The 17,477-nt window shown below is 68.5% G+C and carries 12 protein-coding genes; 10 read left to right on the forward strand and 2 right to left on the reverse strand.

Annotated features, from left to right (window positions below):
• Window positions 1-26 precede the first annotated feature (26 nt).
• A complete protein-coding gene (locus B2K11_RS18885; RefSeq protein ID WP_163620636.1) occupies window positions 27-914 on the forward strand; it encodes an aldo/keto reductase in 888 nt (295 codons plus the stop codon).
• 76 nt (window positions 915-990) lie between these two features.
• Here the strand turns inward: B2K11_RS18885 and B2K11_RS18890 are convergent, their stop codons facing one another.
• The gene (locus B2K11_RS18890) at window positions 991-1,356 is read right to left on the reverse strand and encodes a DUF2255 family protein (protein ID WP_163620637.1); all 366 of its coding nucleotides are present in this window, start codon (window positions 1,354-1,356) and stop codon (window positions 991-993) included.
• A 20-nt stretch (window positions 1,357-1,376) separates the two neighbouring features.
• On the reverse strand, window positions 1,377-1,568 hold the full coding sequence (locus B2K11_RS20520) for an SDR family oxidoreductase (protein ID WP_204260194.1): 192 nt from the start codon (window positions 1,566-1,568) through the stop codon (window positions 1,377-1,379).
• Between the two features lie 445 nt (window positions 1,569-2,013).
• Here B2K11_RS20520 and B2K11_RS20720 point away from each other — a divergent pair, with 445 nt between their 5' ends.
• From B2K11_RS20720 to B2K11_RS18935, 9 genes are all read left to right on the forward strand, one after another.
• Complete coding sequence (locus tag B2K11_RS20720; RefSeq protein WP_239526263.1) at window positions 2,014-2,217, forward strand: hypothetical protein; 204 nt, start codon at window positions 2,014-2,016, stop codon at window positions 2,215-2,217.
• Window positions 2,218-2,557: 340 nt separating this feature from the next.
• On the forward strand, window positions 2,558-4,027 hold the full coding sequence (locus tag B2K11_RS18900) for a DUF3375 domain-containing protein (RefSeq protein ID WP_163620638.1): 1,470 nt from the start codon (window positions 2,558-2,560) through the stop codon (window positions 4,025-4,027).
• On the forward strand, window positions 4,020-4,775 hold the full coding sequence (locus B2K11_RS18905; protein WP_163620639.1) for a DUF4194 domain-containing protein: 756 nt from the start codon (window positions 4,020-4,022) through the stop codon (window positions 4,773-4,775). The genes B2K11_RS18900 and B2K11_RS18905 overlap by 8 nt, the downstream gene beginning before the upstream one ends.
• Window positions 4,772-8,131 (forward strand): SbcC/MukB-like Walker B domain-containing protein, encoded by a 3,360-nt coding sequence (locus B2K11_RS18910; RefSeq protein WP_163620640.1) that lies wholly within the window; start codon window positions 4,772-4,774, stop codon window positions 8,129-8,131. The genes B2K11_RS18905 and B2K11_RS18910 overlap by 4 nt, the downstream gene beginning before the upstream one ends.
• Window positions 8,128-9,387, forward strand: coding sequence for a Wadjet anti-phage system protein JetD domain-containing protein (locus B2K11_RS18915; protein ID WP_163620641.1), 1,260 nt, complete (start codon window positions 8,128-8,130; stop codon window positions 9,385-9,387). The genes B2K11_RS18910 and B2K11_RS18915 overlap by 4 nt, the downstream gene beginning before the upstream one ends.
• Before the next feature lie 163 nt (window positions 9,388-9,550).
• Window positions 9,551-12,898: a BTAD domain-containing putative transcriptional regulator gene (locus B2K11_RS18920; protein ID WP_163620642.1), complete on the forward strand. Its 3,348-nt coding sequence runs from the start codon at window positions 9,551-9,553 to the stop codon at window positions 12,896-12,898.
• A gap of 216 nt (window positions 12,899-13,114) precedes the next feature.
• Window positions 13,115-14,392 (forward strand): vanadium-dependent haloperoxidase, encoded by a 1,278-nt coding sequence (locus B2K11_RS18925; protein ID WP_163620643.1) that lies wholly within the window; start codon window positions 13,115-13,117, stop codon window positions 14,390-14,392.
• A gap of 288 nt (window positions 14,393-14,680) precedes the next feature.
• Window positions 14,681-16,153 (forward strand): aspartate aminotransferase family protein, encoded by a 1,473-nt coding sequence (locus B2K11_RS18930; protein WP_163620644.1) that lies wholly within the window; start codon window positions 14,681-14,683, stop codon window positions 16,151-16,153.
• The gene (locus B2K11_RS18935; RefSeq protein WP_163620645.1) at window positions 16,150-17,475 is read left to right on the forward strand and encodes a SidA/IucD/PvdA family monooxygenase; all 1,326 of its coding nucleotides are present in this window, start codon (window positions 16,150-16,152) and stop codon (window positions 17,473-17,475) included. The genes B2K11_RS18930 and B2K11_RS18935 overlap by 4 nt, the downstream gene beginning before the upstream one ends.
• The last annotated feature ends 2 nt before the right edge of the window (window positions 17,476-17,477 follow it).

Below are 17,477 nucleotides of genomic sequence, written 5' to 3' on the forward strand. Positions count from 1 at the left end.
GGCCTGCGCGTTCGTACAGTCGAAAGATGGTTATCCAACTCGAACTGAACAACGGAGTGACGATGCCGGCCCTCGGTCTCGGCGTCTTCCAGACGCCGGCTGCCGAAACAGCTGAAGCGGTGACGACTGCGCTTCGCACCGGCTACCGCCACATCGACACCGCGGCGTCGTATCTGAACGAGCGCAGCGTGGGCGAAGGCATCCGCGCATCCGGCATCGATCGCGACGAGATCTTCCTGGAGTCCAAGATCTGGGTCAGTGACTTCGGCTTCGACGAGACCCTCCACGCTTATGACAAAGCCGTTGGCAAGCTCGGCGTCGATGTGATCGACCTGCTGATCCTGCACCAGCCGCTCGCGAGCCGGTTCGACCGGACCATCGCTGCCTATCAGGCGCTCGAGCAGCTGCTTGCTGACGGGCGCGTGCGCGCGATCGGGGTCTCCAACTTCCAGCCCCAGCACCTCGCCGACCTGCAGGCGCAGACGAGCGTGGTGCCGGCGGTGAACCAGATCGAGCTGCACCCGTACTCGCAGCAGCGCGAGCTTCAGGAGCTGCACGCGGGACTGGGCATCGTGACGCAGGCGTGGTCTCCGATCGGCGGCATCACGTTCTACCCGGGATTCGGGGACGATCGCAGGAGCACCTTGGAGGATGAGGTGCTGCAGGGCATCGGCGCAGCTCACGGGAAGAGCGCGGCGCAGGTCATGTTGCGCTGGCACGTGCAGCAAGGCCGGTCTGCCATTCCCAAGTCTGTGAGGCCGGAGCGGATCGCCGAGAACTTCGACATCTTCGACTTCGAGCTCACCGCCGACGAGGTCGCCCGCATCGACGGGCTCGACACGGGCCGCAGCACCTATCAGCCCTCCGCCGAGGCGGACGACCGGTACCTGTCCTTCGCCATCCCCGAGGCGTGACGGACATTGCCTGAACGAGTGAGCCCCTCGTCCCGTCTCGGGGCGAGGGGCTCACTCGTTCAGCTTGCGTCGCCGACTACCTCGGCTCGATGCGAAGCGTCGTGGTCTTCGCGATGGGGCTGGTGATGTGCTGGGATGGCGCACCCCGGCCATACTTCGCGAAGTAGGCGTCGTCGATGTCCGAGTCGTGGGCGTGATCCGGGATGTAGGTGACAGGCTGCGTGTCCCCGCCCCAGGACACGAACCCCTCCAGATGGCGGATGACGCCCCTGTACCACTGGCCCTCGGGCCCGTAGACGGAGCGAACGTACAGAGCGCCGTCGACGACGACGTGCCACACGGTGACGAGCGTGCGCGCGGAGCCGTCTTGGCGGCGCCCGGCGACGCGGATCTCGCTCGCGCGAGCGAGCGTGTCGAGGTGTTGCTTGGTCCAGGTACTCATGTCGAAGATCTCCAATCAGGTCAGCCGAGCCGGCCGGCGCGCATGGCCGCGATGACCCCGCCGTCGATGAGCAGGTCCGAGCCGGTGATGAACGCGCCTTCCGGGCCGAGCAGGTACGCGGCGATGTTCCCGATCTCGACCGGGGTGCCCATCCGTCGCGCGGCGGAGGTGTCGATCATCGCGGCATAGCCGGCGGCGTTCGGGCCGGTCATCTCGTCCTGGGCCAGAGGGGGAGATGATGCCGGGGCTGAGGCAGTTCACACGGGCGCCACGGGCACCCCACGTCACAGCGGCTGCCTGCACGCGGAGCGCGTTGGCGCGCTTGGCGAGGGTGTACGCGGCGCCGGAATCTCCGACCGCTTCCGGGTCGAGCGCTGCGAGTTCCAAGAGCTCCGCCGCAGGCGTATTGGCGAGGGCGTACTCAACGTCTTTCGGGTACCCGTCGCCCATGTGCCCGGCCATGCTCGCGATCACGACACCAGACCCGCCTGGTGCGATGACGCGGCCGAACTCCTCGAGCACGTAGGCGGTGCCGGCGAGGTCGACCTCGAGGACGCGCTGCGTGTTGGCTTGGACGGGTGAGACGCCGGCCGCGATGATGACGCGGGTGACGTCGCCGAGGCTCGCCGCAGCGTCGGCGAGGGATGCGACGGAGCCATGGTCGGCGATGTCGATCTGCTGGGTGGTGACGTCGTAGCCTTCGCCGTGCAGCCGGGAGGCGACATCCGCCATCGTCTGTTCGTTGAAATCCGCCAGGAGGAGTTTGCGGCCCACGGCGGCGCGGCGGCCGACGGCGACGCCGATGCTTCCGGTGCCGATGAGGACGGCGACTTCAGTCATGAGGTGGTTCCTTCTTGGTAGGGGCGGGAGCGGTATCGGTCAAGGCATGGCGGCGAAGCATGCGTGTTCCAGTGAACTCCAGCGGCCCAACCTGAGGTAGTGGCTGCTCTTACGTGTAACGCCAGTACCTCCCAGCCGGTCCACTCCGCGCGGTCCGCGTCTCCGACCTTCCAGCGGTCGCCTCGAGCCGGTCGAGCGGGGGACCTGCCCGAGAACGGCGACGGAGCCCTGATCGATCCGGTCGGGCCGTCTGGCTGACCCGATCGCGGAACCGGGTCAGTAGAACTGAGCACAGCGACATCCTCGCGCTCGTCGCGGTCTGCTCAGCGGGGGTGTCGGCAGCACGGCTAATCTTGCAACGATGTCGAATACGCGCGCCGAGGCTGCTTACCGGCGTTCGGTACTGGCGTTCAAGGATCCGACTCTCGATCTTCTCCACGGCCGCTATGCGCCCTTCGTCGTGGCCATGCTGTCGATCGTGTTCACGTCCGAGCGCCGCTCGGTCGCGGTCGCCGACGCCCACGCCGAGATCGGCGAGGCTCTCGAAGAGCTGCGCGCGGCAGGATACGACGAGGACGAGCGCCGGCTCCCCGTCGGGACCGCTCGCGAGATCTGTCGCAGCTGGGTGCGCGTCGGCTGGCTCGCGCCGCAGCTCGAGGACGATGTCGAGGTCTACCGGCTGACCGCGCATGCCGTCGGCGCGCTCGAGATCGCGGGCCGGACCGGGGGCGGACGCGCGCGGGTGTCGCGGTCGCGGGTGCGGACGCTGCTGGACGCCGTCGAGCGGCTGTCGCGTGACGCGGAATCCGACCCGGAGCAGCGGATCGCCCTGCTGCTGGAAGAGCGTGATGCGCTTGATGCGGAGATCGCCCGGCTGCGCAACGACGAAGCGGAGCCGATCGACGATGAGCAACTGCTCGAGGAGGCGGAGAACGTCCTCCACCTCGCTCGCGAGCTGCCCGCGGACTTCTCCCGCGTCGCGGAATCGATCAAGGCGATGCAGCGGGATGTCGTCGCGGACCTGCGCCGCGACATCCGTCCCACTGGTGAGATCCTCCGCGAGTACCTGCAGCGCGGTCAGCACGTGATGCAGTCGACGCCGGAGGGGAGAGCGTTCGAAGGCGCGCTGCGCCTCATCGGCGACCCGGAGCACATCGACCGCCTGACCACGCAGCTGCGCACCCTGCTCGCGCAGCCCTTCTCCCGGTTGATGGGCACCTCACAGCGCAGCGATCTCGACTCGATCGGACGCCAGGTCGAGAAGGGCGTGCAGGACGTCCTCACCGCGCAGCGTCGGGCGTCGCAGGTCATCACGGCGCAGGTGCGCACCCATGACCCGATCCGCGACCGTCAGGTCGACGAGCTTCTGCGAAGCGTGATGTCGGGACTCCACGTGTGGATGCAGAGCTCGAAGCCCGGCGACCGCGTCGAGCCGCTGCACACCTTGCCCGTGTCCGACATCGGGCACCTTCGGCAGTCGCTCAGCGACCTCCGCCCGCAGGGCGCCCCGGCGCCGCTGACGGCACCGGACGACATCGAATTCGTGGATGCCGACACCCGCGCCTGGGGCGGGCCCAGGTACGCGGAGCTCGAAGAATACGTCGCGACGCTCGGCGATCGCTTCGACCTCGCGACCGCCTTCGAGCGCGCCGCGGACGACACGCGCCGCCCCGTCGACCTCCTCGGACTCCTGGAGATCGCCCATCGCAACGGCATGACCGAGAGCGACGAGGTCTCCGTCGCCGAAGCGCGACGGCCCGATGGGTCGAGTCGCCGGTTCGCTTTCGGCGCCGTGACCGCCCGCACTGTGAAAGAGCCTGAGAATGACTGACCTCGCGACCGCGCCCGACACCGCGACGGACGACCCGTTCATCGATCCGGTCGCGATGGAGCACGATCCGGAGGAGCTCTTTCCCGGCGATCGGGGCGTCCTCGACCCCGAGGTGCGGCGCGTGCTCGTGCGCCTGCTGCAGCGCCGCTTCCTGCTCGCCGACCGCAACCGCGGCGAGTGGACCGTGCTGATGGATCACCAGCACACCATCGAGTCGCGCCTGAACGACCTCTTCGTCCGGCTCGTGGTGGACCACGATCGCGGCGTCGCGTACAAGGAGCAGATCCGGTCGGACGAGCTCGAGATCCCGATCCTGCTGCGCGATGAGGCGTACTCACGCGCCGAGACGCTCGTGCTGGTGCATCTGCGCACGGTTTTCCAGCGCGAGACGACCGCCGGTGAGTCATCGGCGCGCGTCGACATCGAGGAGATCGAGCAGACGGTCCTGACCTACTTCGCCGAGGCGGACGGCAGCACCGCCCGCCGGCAGAAGGCGATTCGCGGCGCGGTCGCCCGGCTGCGCCAGGACGGCGTCATCGAGGAGGAGTCGGAGGGCCGGTACCGGATCAACGCACTCGTCGAGATCCTGCTCAGCTCCGACCGCCTGCGGGCGCTGCGGGACTGGCTCGAGACGCAGTCGGCGCGGTCCGGACCGATCGACCTCGATGAGGCGGACGACGAGGACGCGGACGATGTCGATGACGCTGACCTCGATGTCGATGGCGACAGCACGGAGGCCCCACTGTGACCATGCTCGACACGCTCTTCGGGCTCATCCCCGCGGCATCCCGCGGGCAGCAGTGGGTGGCCGATGAGCTCCAGCTCGTCAACTGGGGCGGTTACGACGGGGCGCACCGCGTCCGCTTCTCGCCGGCGGCCACGCTGCTGTGCGGCGGATCGGGCTCCGGCAAGTCGACGTTGATGGACGCGTATGTGGCCCTCATGATGCCGCACACGACTCCGTTCAACGGCGCCTCCAACGGCGCCGTCGTCGGGCGGCCGCGGGGTCAGGAGCAGCGCAACATCCTCTCGTACGGGCGGGGCAAGACCGACGAAACCCGCACCGAGGACGGCACGAAGCTCACGGTGCTCCGCGGCGACGGCACCGACACCTGGTCGGCGATCTCGATGACCTGGCTCGATCACGACGGCTCTCGCTTCACGGCGGTGCGCGCCTGGTACATCCCGGCGGCCGCGCGCGTCCTGGAGGACACGGTGCGTGTGCGTGCGACCGTCAATGGTCCGTTCGATCTGAGCTCGCTCGAAGCCGCGGCATCGCTGCGATTGACGGATGCCGCCGTCAAGAGTGTCGGATTGGACACCGTCGCGACCGACCGCGAGTTCTCTGCTCGTCTTCATACCGTGCTCGGCATCGGCGCGGCCGGCGCCGGCGCCAAGGCGATGAGCCTCCTCGCCCGCATCCAGGCCGGGCAGCAGATCACCACCGTCGACGACCTCTACAAGCGGATGGTGCTCGAGGAGCCCGAGACACTGGCCACCGCCGACGCGGTGGTCGCGCATTTCGACGGTCTCGAGGGCACCCGCAGCCGCATGCTGACCGCGCAGCATCAGGTGCGCGCGCTGCAGCCGATCAGGTCGGCGCGGGCGCGGATCGAAGGCGCGGCCGAGCGGCTGCGCCTGCTCGACGCCATCGGCCGCTTCACCGAGCCGGATTCGCTGGCGACGCTGTGGCGGGCATCCCGCCGCCTCGACCTGCTGCGCGATGTCGAAGCCGAATTGCAGGCCGGCACCCGCACCGCGGATGCCGCCGTGCGTGAGAAGCAGACGCTGGCCGAGGCAGCGGACCTGGCGCGGGAAGGTCTCGGAGAGGTGCTGCGCGCGGCGGGCGGCGACCGGCTCGAGACCGCGCACCGGGAGCTGCGCGGACTCGAGAACCGGCTCGCGAGCGTGGGACGGGAGCGCGAGAAGCTCGATGCCGCCCTCGAGGTGCTGCAGATCGAGGTCGGCTCGGCGCGGGAGTTCGAGGCGTTGTCGCGTCGCGCCCGCGAGGCGGCCGCCGACAGCGATGCCAAGCAGACACTCCGTGAGGCGTACGCGGCTGCGGTCGGCGCCAGGAACGCCCTCGCGGCGCGCGTGACCGACCTCGAGACCGAGCGGCGCGAAGCCGAAGGCCGCGACGACAACATCCCCGACCGGCTCCGCCGATCCCGTGAGCTGCTGGCGCGCGCTGCCGGCCTGGCCACCGGCGACCTGCCCTTCGTCGGCGAGCTCATAGAGGTCCGCACGGAGTTCGAGCCCTGGCGGGAGGCCTTCAACCTCGCACTCGGGGGCTTCGCCACCACGCTGCTCATCGACGTCGCGCTGCTGCCGGCGTTCCGCGCCGCCATCGACTCGGTCCGCACTGCCGACCGCCTCCGCTACGAGGGCGTGCACACCGGCCTTCCGGAGGCCCGCGCACGGGACCCGCATACCCTTCCCGGCCGGCTCGACTACAAGAGCACCCCCTTCACTGGTTGGCTGCAGGAGGAGCTGGACCGACGGTTCGGCTACGTCTGCGTCGACGCGGCGACTCAGCTGGCGGACCACCGGATGACGCTGACGATCACCGGGCAGACCTCGCACGGATCGCGCGGGGCGCACGGCGGGCACGGTCGAGGCAACGTCCTCGGCTTCTCCACCCACCGTCGCCTCGGCGAACTCGATGCGCAGCTGGGGGCCGTCCGCGCCGAGCTCGCAGCCGCCCAGACGACGGCCGCCGAGGCCGCTGTGGAGCTCGACGCCTTCGACGCGCGGCTCGCCGCCTATGCGAAGATCCAGGGCCTCACCTGGGAGGAGGTCGACGTCGCCTCCCTCGAACAGGAACGCGAACGGTGGCAGGCGATCATCGCAGACGTCACCGCCGCGAACCCCGCCATCGCCGGCATCCAGTCCCGGATCGACCAGAAGAGAAAGGAGGCCGCCGAGCTGCGCGAGGAGATCGGCGGCGCCAAGGCGGAGCGGAAGCGCCTCGCCGATGCGTGGGCGGCCACAACCGACGAGGTCGACGCCGCCCAGGCGGTGATCGACGCGGCAGAGGCCGCAGGGCGTGCGCTTGGCGATGACCAGGCGTCCTACCTCGACACGCAGTTCCTTGTTCCCGACCAGACCGGATCTTCGACGCGCACGCAGGATCTGGCGCGCTTCGATGCGGCGCTCGACTCCGCGGCGCGCCGGTTCGGCGACGATCAGCGCGCCGCCCAGGACGCCGTGGCGGAACAGCGAGAGAGCCTGCGGCGGACCCTGAGCGGCTTCCTGGATCGCTGGCCCAACCCGAACCTTCTCGCCGACCCAGACCATTCGCTCGGCGACTTCGAGCGCATCCTCGCCGACCTCGAGACCAGTGGCCTGCACGAACTGGAGACGGAGTGGCGCGACAGCCTGCTGAAGCTCTCGGGGAACGACCTCACCAACCTCGATTCGACACTCAGCCGTTCGCTGCGGGAGATCCGCGACCGCATCGATCCCATCAACGTGATCATGCAGGATCTGCCGTTCTACGACGATGACCACCGGCTGCAGATCACACCGCGCGAGAATCAGTCCGAGGTACGCCGGCGATTCCGCAAAGAGCTCCGCGAGGTGCGCGCGCTGATCGAATCCGTCGCCACCGACGAGGAGCGCGAACGCGCCTACCACCGGATGTCGCGGTTGATCAACCGCCTGCGCCGCAATGCTCCGGACTTCGCCGAACTCGTCGACGTCCGAAATCACGTGCGGGTGAGCGCGGAGCGCATCCACGCCACCACCGCGCAGCACGTCGCGCTCTACGATCACATCGGCGAGAAGTCCGGCGGGGAGTCCCAGGAGCTGATCGCGTTCATCGTCGGAGCGGCCCTGCGATACCAGCTGGGTGACGCCGGCGCCGAGCGCCCACGGTACGCTCCCGTGTTCCTCGACGAAGCCCTCATCAAGGCCGACGCGCACTTCACCAAGCGCGCGATCGGCGCCTGGCGCGGTCTCGGGTTCCAGCTCATCATCGGCGCTCCGAACGACAAGTACAGCGCGATCGAGCCGCACGTCGATGTCGAGTACGACATCCTCAAAGACACCCACGGCCGCTCGTGGGCCAAGCCGAAGGTGGCCCTCTCGGAGGCTCGCGGGTGAGCGAACGGCTCCTCCAGCCGGCCGACGCCGCGAAGGCGCTCGCACGCCACCTCGAGCACTCATGGGCGGAGCGGATCTACGCGGAACTCGTCGGCGAGGCCGAGCGGCCGTTCGCGGTGTCATTGCGACCGGGAATCTCAGGCTCGGCGAGCGTCGAGCGAGTCGGAATCCCAGCGTGGCACGAGTGGCGCACGGCATGGCGGAACGCCGGTCTCACCGACCTCAAGGGCGTCCGCCTCGAGGAGAGCAGGATCAACGTCGCCGGCCGGACCACGGTCGAACCACGGCGACTTCACATCGACTCCCTGGCCGCCGGCATCCGTGCACTCGCCCACTTCGCGGCATCCCCGCTCGAGGAGGATGTGGACCGCGCCCGCAAGGTCGGTGCTCGCCTGCGGGATACCGGAGCGATCCTCACGCCCGGAACGCTGCGGACGGTCTGCCGGCTCTCCGATGCGGACGTGGATGTCGCCGTCGATGTCGCCGCCTGGCTGCGCGAGCACGAGGACCTCAGCGGGTGGACGTCCCGCCAGCTACCGGTTCCCGGCATGCATACGAAGTGGCTGTCGGGCCACCGGCAGCTCATCGCGGCGCTCGTCGACCGCGACCCCGCGGTCGAGACGCGACCGCGGCTCTCGGTCATCCACTTCACCTACGTCGACCCCGACTACCTCGCCACCGGTGGTCGGCGCCACGACGCGTGGACCACCGGCGACAGCCACGAACTCGCATACCTTCCGAGGAATGTGCTCATCGTCGAGAACCGAGACTGTCGTCTGTGGTTTCCCGGGCTCGCCGACACCGTGGTCGTCGAGGGTGGCGGTATGGCCGCCGCGGTCTTACTCGGTGGGATCGACTGGATCACCGGAGCCCGCATCGTCTACTGGGGAGACATCGACAGCGACGGCTTCGCCATCCTCGACAATCTCAGATCGGAGATGTCACCGCGCGGGGTCAGCGTCGAGTCGATCCTCATGGACGAGGCGACACGCGTGCGCTACGTCCACCTGGGGGTCGACCGGGACCGCACGGGCAAGCTCCTGCAGCCATCGACAGCGCGGCTGGCGAATCTCACCCCGGAGGAGGCGGACTGCTACGCGGCGATCGCCACATCCGGCCCCGCAGCGACAAGACGAATCGAGCAGGAGCGCATCGATCTCGCGGATGCCCGGCGTGCATTGTGCCGTCTGCTGGCAGGACAGCCTGGTAGCGACAGCAGACCCAGATCACCACGCCTGCATTCTGGGACGGGTTGACCTCGGAGGTCACCGGATTTGCCGGTCACGAGCTACGTGCCGACGTCGATGTCGCCGCTCACCGGGAACGGTGCGATCGTGTCAGGACAAACGGGCCTTCCGGACGTGTTCGGCCGATAGCAGCTGTCTTGACGGATGTCGGAGCCGGGCGCACAGTGGCCCCATGGAGGTTCGCGTTCTTGGAGCGCTGACACTCGACGATGGCCGGATTCCACTGGCTCCGCGGGATCGTGCGGTGCTGGGTGCGCTCACCATCCGGCTCGGCGCATCCCTGTCCGTCGATTCCCTCGCGGCGGCGGTCTGGGGAGATGATCCTCCCGCCTCATGGTCCCATGTCATTCGGGGCTGCATCATGCGGCTGCGCAGGCTCATCGCGCCCGACCGGATCGAGACGACCCCGCGCGGGTACCGCTTGATCCCGGAGCACATCGACGTCGACGCCGAGCGGTTCGAACGACTTGTCACAAGGGGTTCGCGTCAGCTGGAGCTAGGCGAGCCCGAGCGGGCAGCGCACACATTCTCGGAGGCGCTCGCACTGTGGCGGGGGGAGCCCTACGTCGAGCTCATGGACTGGGGGCCGGCTCGGATCGCGTCGGGACGTCTGGCGGAGCTGCGGCTCGGTGTGGAGGAGCTGCTTCTGGACGCGCGGCTGCAAGCAGGTGATGTACAGGAGGTGACCGCATTGGCGCGCGCCCGCGTCGCCGAGGCACCATTGCGCGAGCGACGCTGGGTGGTGCTGAGCGTGGCGCAGTACCGCCAGGGTCGGCAAGCGGATGCGCTCGCCACGGTCCGCAGGGCGCGCGTGCTGCTCGCCGCCGAGCTGGGCCTGGATCCGTGCACCGAGCTCGCCGAGCTGGAGCAGGCGATCCTCCGGCAGGATCCCGCGCTGATGTCCGACCGGGTGTTCCGAGCCGAGAGCCCGGAATGCCCGTACTTCGGGCTGCCTCCCGCGGGAGTGGCGGATGCCGAGCGGTACTTCGGTCGCGAGCAGGAGCTGATCGGCGCTGTTCGGGCGCTCGAGGAGCGCGGCGTGCTGCTCGTCGCCGGCTCATCGGGCGTCGGCAAGTCCTCATTCGTGAGGGCAGGGATCGCTGCCGAGTTCCTCGCGCGAGGTGTCGACGTCGCCATCGTGACGCCCGGCGAGCACCCGATCGATGTCCTTCGCGATGTCGATCTGCCCGTGGGAGAGTCGCTCCTGATCGTCGATCAATGCGAGCAGGCCTTCGCCGCCGATGACCCCGCCGAGATCCGCGAATTCTTCGACGCCCTGTCGCAGATGGTGTACTGCGGCATGCTCGTCGTCGCCATCCGCGCCGACCGTCTCGGAGACCTGGCCGATCACCAAGGATTCGCCCAGATCATCCAGTCGCATCTGCTCCTCCTCACCGCGCTCGGACCCGACAGCCTCCGAACCGTGATCGAGAGGCCTGCAGATCAGGCGGGCCTCATCCTGGAGCCGGGCCTCGTGGAGATCCTGGTCCGCGATGCGGATGGGCGCACGCTTCCGCTGCTTTCTCACGCTTTGCGTCAGGTGTGGTTCCGTCGTGAGGGCCGCGTTCTGACGGTCGAGGCGTATCGGGCATCCGGTGAGATCGTTGGTGCCGTCGCGAAGACCGCGGAGGAGGTCTTCGCGACGCTCTCGGAGGAGGGCGTGCGGTTGCTGCGCGACATCCTGCTCCGTCTCGTCGAAGCCTCCGCGGACGGTGCGGTCGTCTCTCGTCGCGTCGAACGCACGCGCATCGCGATCGACGACGCGCACGCGCAGATCGTCGACCGGCTGGTCGATGCCCGGCTCATCACGACAGACGAGGAGTCGGTTGAGGTGTCTCACGAAGCGCTTGCACGGGAATGGCCACGGTTGAAGGAGTGGCTCGCGGACGATGTCGAGGGCCAACGGATCATGCGGCACCTCAGCTCCTCCGCCGCCGCCTGGGATGCGATGGGCCGACCCGACAGCGAGCTCTACCGTGGCGGCCGGCTGTCGACGGCCCAGCACTGGCGGGACGCGGTCGATCCCGCGATCACCGCGGTTGAGCGAGAGTTCCTCGACGCCGCGGCAGCGCATGAGACCGCAGCACTCGCCGCCGCGCAAGGACAGCTCCGCAAAGAGCGCCGGATGGTGCGCCGACTGTCCTGGGTGTCGGCCGGGGCAGCCGCTCTCGCGATCGTCGCTGTCACGGCCGGCATCCTCGCGGGGCTCCAGGCGAATCACGCCGCGACGGCCGCCGAGGCACGGCGCGTCGCCGCACGCGCGCTCGACGAGCCCCACTTCGACCGCGCGCTTCTGCTCGCCGTGGAGGCCACCCGGCTCTGGGACAGCTCCGAGACACGCCTCAACCTCGTACGCGTCATCTCACGCGCACCCCACCTGACGAGCATCATCCGCATACCGGAAGACGAGGTGGCCGCCTTGAGCATGTCCGTCGCCGAGGACGGGACCCGAGCATCGGTGATCGACAGCGATCAGGGTGTGCGCCTATTCGATCTCGACGCCCGCACGCAGCTCGGCGAGTACTCGCCGTCCGGCAGCGGAGTTGTGACCTCGGCGATCGACCCCATCACTGGGGCGGTCGTTTTCAGCGAGACGTCCGACCCGTTCCTGCGAACGGGCAGGCTCGATCTCGCAGACGCCGGCCGATCGGGCGTGACCACCTACGAGGGGGTGGATCGGACGGCCGCAGACGTCGAGTTCTCGGTCGACGGATCCCTCTTTGCAGCGCTTGCGCCGACAGGGCAGCCCGGTGGGGTCGCCCTCTGGTGGGGCGCCAAGGGGAACCTGACCGGGCCGATTCTCCTGGATCTGGACGTAATCTTCCGCGATCCTCTGTCCGAGCAGGTCTTCAGCTTCAGTGCCGTGAAATTCTCTCCGGACGGCTCGCGGATGTATATCAGCGGATCCAAAACGACCATCGTTCTTGAGACGGCAACGGGCGAAGAGCTCGCTCGGATCGCCGGCAACGGAATTCTCGCCATCAGTCCGGATGGCGGACGTATCGCGGTCCGAGACGGCCCACGCGCGGTGCGGATCGTGGATACCTCCGGGGTCGCCGCACCAACCACCATCTCGCTGTCATCCTTTCCGTGGGCGGCCGACTTCCACCCCGACAGGCCGCTACTCGCCATCGCAGGTGCAGGGGTCGTGGTGGCCAGCACCATGACCGGCGAGATCCTCGAGACACTGGTCGGTCATGACGGCTGGGTCACCGCGGCCGAATTTCGACCGACCGGCGAGTTGGTCACGGCCGGAATCGAGGGTGCGATCATGACATGGAATCTCGGGGACTGGTCGGCGGATCTTCCCGGCCGTCTTGTCCTACGGCACCACGTGTGGCTCGAACCCAATGAGCGCACCGTCATGTTCAAGGAGTTCCAGGGGGGTTGGCAGCATGTCGTCGCCGAGCCCGCCGTATGGCAGGAACACGCCTGTGGGATCGCGGGACGAGTACTCACCGAACAGGAGTGGGCGGAGCTGTTGGGATCTCGTCCGTACGCCCCGGCATGCCGCGAGTGACCTCGGCCTGAGATCCGGACGGTCGATACAGGACTGATACAGCGCTTTGGTTGAGTGCACCCACTCGCACTGCGTCCAGCCCGACCAGTCATGTGACGAGTCGCGACGCAACCGCCTAGCCGCGGTCAGGTGAGACCTAGAAGGGGACGGATCATGCGACCAGGACTACATAAGCGCACACTCGGCACTTTCACGCTTGCCGCTCTCGTCGCGCTGGTGGCAACAGCGCTGGGAACCGCGCCCGCGGTGGCACAGCCGCAGCATTCCGACGCGGTGCGTGTCTGGAATCTCCATGCTTCGGACGCGCTGATAAACCCCACAGGGGCCGACATTCCCGGTGCAGCTCAGGCGCCGCCGGTCTCGCAATTGCACCTCGCGATGGTGCAGGGAGCCGTCTACGACGCGGTCAACGCGATCGTAGGCGGATACCAGCCCTACCTGCCAGATCTTCCAGCGGTGTCCCGGTCGGCATCGCAGGAGGCCGCCGTCGCCACCGCCGCGCACCACGTGCTGGTCGGCTTGGGAATCGGACTGGTACCCGCGTTGCCGCAGGTGGTCCGGGACCGGCTTGATGGCCTCTATGCCGCCGCGCTCGCAAGCATCCCCGCCGGCGATGCCAAGACCGAGGGGGTGGCAGCAGGTGCAGCCGCCGCGGCGGCCATGCTCGAAGCACGAACCGATGACGGCCGCTACGCGGTTTCTCCCACCGGCGGGCCCATTTTGTGGCAGGTCGGCACCGGGCCCGGCGAATGGCGTCCCATTTCGCCGCCAGAGCCGAGCAACGCCCTTGCATGGGTGAGCGCGGTCGAACCGTTCACGCTTGAGAGCACATCCCAGCTCCGCACGGCAGGGCCGAACGCACTGACCAGCCACGACTACGCAAAGGACTACAACGAGGTGAAAGACCTCGGAGCAATCGACAGCCGCCGCACCGCCAAGCAGAACGTCGTCGCCGACTTGTACACGGCGCACCCGCCGGAGCTGTTCAACCGCACATTCCGGGCGATATCCGAAGCGGAGGGACTCACGCTCGCCGAAGAAGCCCGCCTTTTCGCCATGTTGAACCTGGCCACTGCAGACAGTGTCATCAGCTGCTTCGACGACAAGAACTTCTGGAACTTCTGGCGTCCGGTGACCGCCATCCACGAGGGCGACAATGACGGCAACCGCAAGACCGTGGGCGATACGGAATGGGCGCCGCTCCTCGCGGCTCCGCCGTATTCCGAGCATCCATCTGGCTACAACTGCGTTTCGGCGGCATACATGCACGCTGCCATGGCCTTCTTCGACACCAACAGGATGAACTTCAGTGTCGTGAGGATCGCGACCGGTGCGACGCGAGAGTACAAGCACTTCAGTGCCGTGGTCGATGACACCATCGACGCGCGCGTATACCAAGGTCTCCACTTCCGGGAGGCCGAGGTCCAGGGCGCAGGGATCGGTGAAGGCGCCGCCCGCTGGCTTGATCGGCACTTCCTTCAGCCAGTGAAGTGACCCGACCCGGCCGCTTCGACAGGAACGAAACGAATCCAGAAGGCTGAGCCGGATCGAACCCGCCTGAAAGGGAGGTCGATCCGGCTCAAATATGTGGTCGATGGGCCGCATGGTGCTGTTCCGCACGGCGCCCGGCTCGAAGCCCGCCGAGCTTTCGACGAACCCCGCGTCGCCTTCGAAGTCGACGAATACGACGGCGGGGTAGCGCACCGGACGATGACGTCCGAGTTGACACCCTCACCAGGATCGTAGAAGTTAGGTAAGCCAAACCTAACCGAAGGAGTGCTGGTGCACGAGTTGCTGACACGCCCCACCGCCGATCTCTACCGCTCGCTGGTCGCTCAGACCTCGTCGCGAGTGGCGACGCGCTTCGAGACAGTGACCCAGCCGTTCTCCGGCGCGGCACGTTCGGATCTGCAGGAGCTCGTCGACGGCGTCGCCCTCGACGTCGACGGCGTCGGGACGGCCCGCGCGATCCGCGAGATCGATGAGCTGTTCCTGGAGCACGCCGTCTGGTTCCATCACCCGTCCTACGCGGCGCACCTCAACTGCCCGGTCGCGCTGCCTGCGGTGGCAGCCGAGACCGTCCTCGCGGCGGTGAACACCTCGGTCGACACCTACGACCAGTCCACCGTCGGCACCCTCATGGAGCGCCGCCTCCTGACCTGGACCTCGGAACGCATCGGGTTCCCGCACGGCGGTGGGGTGTTCACCTCGGGCGGCACGCAGTCGAACCTCCACGCCCTCTTCCTCGCTCGCGAAGCGGCGCTCGCGCGGACGGAGCTCGCGCGTCCGCGGGCGCTCGCGCGCCTGGCCGTGTTCGCAACGGCGTCGAGCCATTTCAGCGTGGGCAAGTCGGCCCTGCTCCTCGGCTTGACCGAAGACGCGGTCATCGCCGTTGCCGACGACGGCGAGGGACGCATGGATGCCGCAGCCCTGACGGTCGCGCTGCGCGAGGCCGAGGCATCCGGTCGCCTTCCGATGGCCGTCGTCGCGACCGCCGGCACCACCGACCGCGGTGTCATCGACCCGCTCGCACCGATCGCGGACGTGTGCGACGCCGGCGGCGTGTGGCTGCACGTCGATGCGGCGTACGGGTGCGGGCTCCTCGTCTCACCGCGCCGCCGGCATCTCCTCGCCGGGATCGAGCGGGCGCGATCGGTCACGGTCGACTTCCACAAGAGCTTCTTCCAGCCGGTGTCATCGAGCGCGCTGCTGGTGCGCGAACCGCGAGACCTCGCGGCGGGCGCGTGGCATGCCGACTATCTCAATCCGCTCGAGAACGAGGAGCCGAATCAGGTCGACGTGTCGCTGCAGACGACGCGCCGCTTCGACGCGCTGAAGCTGTGGGTGACGCTCCGCGCCGTCGGCGCCGAGCGTCTGGGCGAGATGTTCGACACCGTCATCGACCTCGCGCAATGGGTGAGCGACGAGGTCGCGACCGATCCCGAGCTGGAGCTCGTCGGCCGGACACAGCTGAGCACGGTGCTGTTCCGCGTCCGGCCGGACGGAGCGGATGCCGCGACGCAGGACGCGCTGGTGGCCGGCGTTCGGCGGGTCCTGTTCGAGTCGGGGCGCGCGCTCGTCGCCAAGACGGTGATCGACGGCCGGGCCTGCCTCAAGCTCACCCTGTTGAACCCCGAGACCACGGCCGACGACATCCGCGGGGTCCTCGCGATGGTGAAGGATGCCGCGACCACGCTGGCGGGGATCGCCCCGGAGTTCGACGGGCTTCTCGCCGATGCGGAGGCGACCGCATGACCGGGCACGTGCACGACGTCGTCGGGGTCGGGATCGGGCCCTTCAACCTCGGCCTGGCGTGCCTCGCCCAACCCACGGAGCTGGATGCGGTGTTCCTCGACCGCAACGATGGGCTCCGGTGGCATCACGGCATGATGATCGAGGGCGCGACCATCCAGGTCCCGTTCCTCGCGGACCTCGTCACGATGGCCGACCCGACGTCGGAGTTCTCCTTCGTCAACTGGCTCAAGCACACGGGCCGGCTGTACCCGTTCTACATCCGCGAGAGCTTCTATGCGCTGCGCGCCGAGTACGACGCATACTGCCGGTGGGCCGCGGACCGTCTGCCGAACCTGCTCTGGAATCACGAGGTCGTCGCCATCGAGCACGACCTCGACGACGACGTCTACGTCGTCCGCGCCATGCGCACCGACACCGGCGAGCAGAGCGAGCTGCGCGCGCGACACGTCGTGCTCGGCGTCGGCACCCGGCCGGCCATCCCGCCGGCGCTGCGCGGCATCGACGGCCCCGCGATCCACAGTTCGGACTACGTCGACCGCCGCGACGAGCTGCGCGCGTCGGACTCGATCACGGTGGTCGGCAGCGGGCAGTCGGCGGCGGAGATCTACCGCGACCTGCTGGAGGGCGTGCGCGAGGGCGGGTACCGCCTGGACTGGATCACCCGTTCGCCGCGGTTCTTCCCGATGGAGTACACCAAGCTCACCCTGGAGATGACCTCACCGGAGTACACCGATCACTTCCATGCCCTCCCGCTCGGCATCCGTCAGCACCTCGGCCGTGAGCAGCGCAGCCTCTACAAGGGCATCTCGGGCGAGCTCATCGACGACATCTACGACACCCTGTACCGCCTCAGCGCCCACGGCGCGGTGCCGACCACGCTCCTGACCGACACGGAGGTGACGTCGGCCGAGTGGGACGGTGATCGCTACCGCCTGCGCCTGCGCCACGGGCAGCTCGACCGCGAGCACGAACGCGAGACGGCCTCCCTGATCCTCGCCACCGGCTATGCCGCCGAGACGCCCCCGTTCCTGTCACCCGTGGCCGAGCGCCTCGACCACGACGCTCTCGGACGTCTCGCGGTCGCCCGCGACTACAGCGTCGACGGCGGCCGTGGCCGGGTGTTCGTGCAGAACGGCGAGGAGCACACCCACGGCCTCACCGCACCCGACCTCGGTTTCGGTGCGTGGCGCAACTCGTCGATCCTCGCGTCGATCACCGGCCGCGAGGTCTATCCGATCGAACGCCGCATCGCCTTCCAGGACTTCGGGGTTCCCGCCGACGCGTTCGAGGCGGCGAGCGCGGGATCCGGGGTGGCACGATGATG

It is taken from the genome of Microbacterium sp. B35-30 (genome assembly GCF_010634855.1).
Classification (GTDB): domain Bacteria; phylum Actinomycetota; class Actinomycetes; order Actinomycetales; family Microbacteriaceae; genus Microbacterium.